General features: G+C 34.6%; 7 protein-coding genes and 1 pseudogene. All 8 read right to left on the reverse strand.

What is annotated here, in order from left to right; all coding sequences use genetic code 11:
* Positions 1-132: 132 nt before the first annotated feature.
* Positions 133-879, reverse strand: a complete 747-nt coding sequence (yaaA, locus tag LIQ05_RS18935) for a peroxide stress protein YaaA (protein WP_226822889.1) — start codon at positions 877-879, stop codon at positions 133-135.
* Positions 879-1,334, reverse strand: a complete 456-nt coding sequence (gene bcp, locus LIQ05_RS18940; protein WP_055060581.1) for a thioredoxin-dependent thiol peroxidase — start codon at positions 1,332-1,334, stop codon at positions 879-881. Before bcp ends, yaaA begins: the two co-directional genes overlap by 1 nt.
* A 3-nt stretch (positions 1,335-1,337) precedes the next feature.
* Complete coding sequence (locus LIQ05_RS18945) at positions 1,338-1,550, reverse strand: DUF6219 family protein (protein ID WP_005421604.1); 213 nt, start codon at positions 1,548-1,550, stop codon at positions 1,338-1,340.
* Positions 1,551-1,729: 179 nt separating this feature from the next.
* Complete coding sequence (locus tag LIQ05_RS18950; RefSeq protein WP_226822890.1) at positions 1,730-2,023, reverse strand: hypothetical protein; 294 nt, start codon at positions 2,021-2,023, stop codon at positions 1,730-1,732.
* 91 nt (positions 2,024-2,114) lie between these two features.
* Positions 2,115-2,240: a sporulation initiation factor Spo0A C-terminal domain-containing protein gene (locus LIQ05_RS18955; protein WP_226822891.1), complete on the reverse strand. Its 126-nt coding sequence runs from the start codon at positions 2,238-2,240 to the stop codon at positions 2,115-2,117.
* 287 nt (positions 2,241-2,527) lie between these two features.
* Positions 2,528-2,962, reverse strand: a complete 435-nt coding sequence (locus LIQ05_RS18960) for a bacteriohemerythrin (protein WP_019161195.1) — start codon at positions 2,960-2,962, stop codon at positions 2,528-2,530.
* Between the two features lie 76 nt (positions 2,963-3,038).
* Positions 3,039-3,203, reverse strand: a complete 165-nt coding sequence (rd, locus tag LIQ05_RS18965) for a rubredoxin (RefSeq protein WP_148463579.1) — start codon at positions 3,201-3,203, stop codon at positions 3,039-3,041.
* 277 nt (positions 3,204-3,480) lie between these two features.
* Positions 3,481-3,852, reverse strand: a pseudogene (locus tag LIQ05_RS20485) (hypothetical protein).
* Between the last annotated feature and the right edge of the window lie 276 nt (positions 3,853-4,128).

Raw genomic sequence — 4,128 nt, forward strand, 5'->3', positions numbered from 1 at the left:
CAGTAGTCTTATTGTACTCTGAGGTATTTTCAAATTTCAACGTCTACGCTTTTTATTATACAGGAAGCTCCTTCTATTATTATAATAATCAATATTACTGATTACCTTTTATTTAAAATAATCATTCAATCATCATTTTTTCCGTTCAAAAACATATTCTGCATCTGATGATAAATCAGAGCGGAATGAATAGCCTAGTCTATCAAATTTCTTAATATCCTCAGGATTTTCAATTCTGTTTTCAGCCATGAACCTAACCATTTCACCACGGGCCATCTTAGCATATGTACCTTTTGTCACCAGTTTATCTCCTGATAACTCACAAAATGTAATCGTAATGTATCTATCCTGTCGTGTCAGATATTTTTCTATGCACTTAGAGTATTCTTTCGATGCCAGATTGATTATAAGCCTGCTGTTATCAATCACTGAGCGGTATAATAAATCTCCCCAGTACTCATACAGATTTTTTGTTTCTCCTATTCCAACCTTCGTCTGCATTTCCAAACGATAAGGCGTCACACCATCCCTTGGTTTTAACACACCATAAAATGCAGATATTATTCTCAAATGCTTTTGTACATACTCGAACTGACTGTCCTCAAACACGGATGGAGCCATATATTGAAAAGCAATTCCTTCATATGATAAGACAGCTGGGGTAAGTAAATGATAAAGATCCATGTTTTCCAATCTATTGAAGTTCTGTTCTGTAATTTTGTCATTACATTTCCAGATAGTCTTCAGTTCTTCTTTTGACTTACTTTTCAACCAACTTTGTATCTCTGTCGTCTTTTCAATAAATTCAGGCAATCCATCCGGCGCTATGCTGTCAGTATCTGTAATCATCTTTTTAGCAGGGGATAATATTATCTTCATTAATCTAATTCCTTGAGCATATTTTCAGGATCATCTGCAGCCTTGACTTTATCATTTGCCTTTATAATAATCCCCTGTTCATCAATAAGATATGTGGTTCTTACTACTCCCATAGAGACTTTTCCATAATTTTTCTTTTCTTTCCATACATCATATGCTTCAATAACTTTCCGCTCTGGATCTGCTAAAAGTGTAAATGCCAATCCATATTTTTCCTCAAATCTCTTATGAGAGGATACAGAATCCTTACTGACTCCAAGAATAACTGCTCCTTTTTCGGTAAACTGAGGGTATCGCTCAGAAAACCCACATGCCTGTTTCGTGCATCCTGCTGTATTATCCTTGGGATAGAAATATAAAATCACTTTTTTTCCTGTATAATCCGATAATCTATGTATTTTCCCATTTTGATCTGGCAACTCAAAATCCGGTGCCTTAACCCCTACTTCCAACATTATTTATCCCTCCCTTTCTGTATCTTTCTCTTTATTCGCCTTTTTCTTCCTATTCCCGGTAATCATTTTATGACCTGTATATATCGCCATTACCATACATAACATAGAACTTAAAGCAAAGTATTTGTGACTTGATTTTTGCTTTTTATATCCAGTGTAAAAAGTCCCAAGCATTGTGATCAATGCTCCTACTGACCAATATTTATGTGCTTTCATGTAATTCCTCCATTTTTTCAGTGTATTCAATTCTAATTATACGCTACCATATTCCTATGTCAATTTGATAATAGAGCATTCCTATAAAATTTTTCAAAATATCATTGTCAAAACTATGTATTGTTATCCTTTAATTTTTCTTTGAAATAATTGACAAAAAGCTTGCTTTCAGGAGATTACTATTTAATCTCTTTTCCATCTATATATAGTTGAAATTTATCAGGATTATTGACAACATCATAGTCCTTTCCGTATTCTACAGGTCTATATTCGGCTGTCATTACCGATTCCCCGTCTTCAATATCTTCCCTATTTGCGACCACGGTTATATTTTCATCCCGATTTACAGAAAAAGTTCCAACTACATCTGGTTCGCTTTCTTTATGACTGGATTCAAATTTCCCATAAATACTTCCTGCAGCAATTATCAAGATTGCTGTTCCTGAAATTACTGCAATTATCTTTTTCTTCATATTTTTAATTTCTTTTTAATTTTTTTACTGCGTAATTGATTACTTCTTCCGGTGTGGGCCTGTCTCCTTTAAGTGTCATTTTCTTCCATTCTTACTGCACAGCCTGGTCAGGATTATCAAATCCTGCATCTATGGCTATCTGCATTTCTCTGCGTATTTCTTCTGGTGTTGTGTTATACTTTTCTGCAATCTTCTCATATATAGTTTTCTCTCTCATTCATTTTCCTCCGATATATAAGTGGAATTATATCTTGTTCTATAAAATCAATTTAGTATATTTCTGTTGGCATGAAAAGAGACTTTACAACTTAAAATTGGATAAAAAGGGCAAAAAAAGAAGAGCTGCTTGCTCTTCCCATATAGTAGTAGTAAAATAATATGTCATGCCAGCGCAATATATTACCTAGAATATCGCTATAACAGGAAAGGGGCTGCATTATGACAGCCCCTAGTTTACTTCATCACGTTGTCTACATTCTGAGTGAACTCGTTCCCTGGTTTATTTTAGCATCGATCTGGATTTTGTTTCATAAAGATAAATTTTGCCACAGAGCGGTCGTATGTTTTAATGTGTCCAAACAGCCAGTCGATTACATTTTTCTGTACAAGTTCACTGAACCGATCTGTTGGTCCTTCATACTCCTGAAGGTATTCATACAGTTCCTGAATTGTCTTTTTAAACTCTTCATGTTTTTCATAATGTTTTTCACGCTCTGGATAACCGGCTTTTTCCTGAAGTGCTTCTTCTTCTTTAAAATGAAAGTCAGTATACTCGTTAAGATAATCCAGAAGTTTGATCGCCTTTACCTTGCTGTCGCCATTTTGACAGGCAATTACAAAGTTCTGAATACGGTCAATCAATTCTTTGTGCTGTGTATCGATTGTTTTATTTCCTGTTACTAAATTGTCATCAAAGGTAATGTTTAAATCGTAAGTCATAATTTGACCTCCATTTCTTTTATATGTTCTCTTAGGCTCTTTTAATGTCTGGCAGTTTCGTACCTGCATTTTCTGCTTAGTCTTCTACAGGAACGAAAACATCTTTTCCTAATCCGCAAATTGGGCATGTCCAGTCATCTGGAATATCCTCAAATGCAGTTCCTGGAGCGATACCTCCGTCTGGATCGCCTACTGCCGGATCATAAATATAGCCACATGGTTCACATTCATATTTTTTCATAGTTATTTTCCCTTTTCAATGTCGATTTATTTTTGTTACCAAGTTCCTAGCAATTTTTCTAACACTTTGTTTCTTGTATATCTGTATTATACATGATAATTATTCTTTTGTCAATAATAGTAATTATTATTATTTTTTGTACTTAGCATAAACTGATATTTGAATTGCACATTTACATATTGTATATATTATGGGAATAGTTGAATAAAAAAATGAACTCTATTCATTAAAGACAGAGTTGCTGGAAATTATTTCTCTCCAACAACTTTCTTCGTCTTTAAGTCCTTGAAACACAATACTGTCCAATCAGATTCATCCAACTGTTATATTTATTCTTTTCACACACCTTTCGACAAATTTCATTTTCCATCAATACACAGAACATCTTATCATAATCAAATGCCCAAACAGCACCATTCACATGGTTTTCCACTGCTTTCTGATCTATGTACTTTAAACGTGTGACCATTTTTTCAATTTCTCCATTTCTCAAGTTACCGATATTTTTGCAGATAAACCGAAAGAAATTCAACGTTGCATATTCGTAATGCCAATGGAACTCTTCTGGATTGTTTTTAATTTTACTGGCTCGCTGCTATTCTTTGATTATCTGATCAGCTACACCTTTCATCGAATCTTCGTATCTCATATTACTCACCTACTCTTCCTCAACGCCCAGTGACGGTTTAAATCTTTTATCCTTTGCCTGCGGTACCACGATCTCATGATTTTGATGGGAAGCAATTACTTACTACAACTTGCAGAAGCGGATATCCAAAAGGCATTGTGGGAGCTGCCTTTGCTGACCGAAATCCATCTTCTTATGTAAAACCTGCAGAAATATAAAGGGAAAGTGACTATCCCTGCCGATTAATAATCCAAATAATATCGTCTATACCAATCTCTCCTTATGCTGTTTTTCTCT

The organism is Blautia glucerasea (genome assembly GCF_020537505.1).
GTDB lineage: Bacteria > Bacillota > Clostridia > Lachnospirales > Lachnospiraceae > Blautia_A.

What these genes read in the sequence shown, in the direction of transcription:
- yaaA (WP_226822889.1), bottom strand. Translation starts at nt 879, where the DNA reads ATGAAGATAATATTATCCCCTGCTAAAAAGATGATTACAGATACTGAC.
- bcp (WP_055060581.1), bottom strand. Translation starts at nt 1,334, where the DNA reads ATGTTGGAAGTAGGGGTTAAGGCACCGGATTTTGAGTTGCCAGATCAA.
- LIQ05_RS18945 (WP_005421604.1), bottom strand. Translation starts at nt 1,550, where the DNA reads ATGAAAGCACATAAATATTGGTCAGTAGGAGCATTGATCACAATGCTT.
- LIQ05_RS18950 (WP_226822890.1), bottom strand. Translation starts at nt 2,023, where the DNA reads ATGAAGAAAAAGATAATTGCAGTAATTTCAGGAACAGCAATCTTGATA.
- LIQ05_RS18955 (WP_226822891.1), bottom strand. Translation starts at nt 2,240, where the DNA reads ATGAGAGAGAAAACTATATATGAGAAGATTGCAGAAAAGTATAACACA.
- LIQ05_RS18960 (WP_019161195.1), bottom strand. Translation starts at nt 2,962, where the DNA reads ATGACTTACGATTTAAACATTACCTTTGATGACAATTTAGTAACAGGA.
- rd (WP_148463579.1), bottom strand. Translation starts at nt 3,203, where the DNA reads ATGAAAAAATATGAATGTGAACCATGTGGCTATATTTATGATCCGGCA.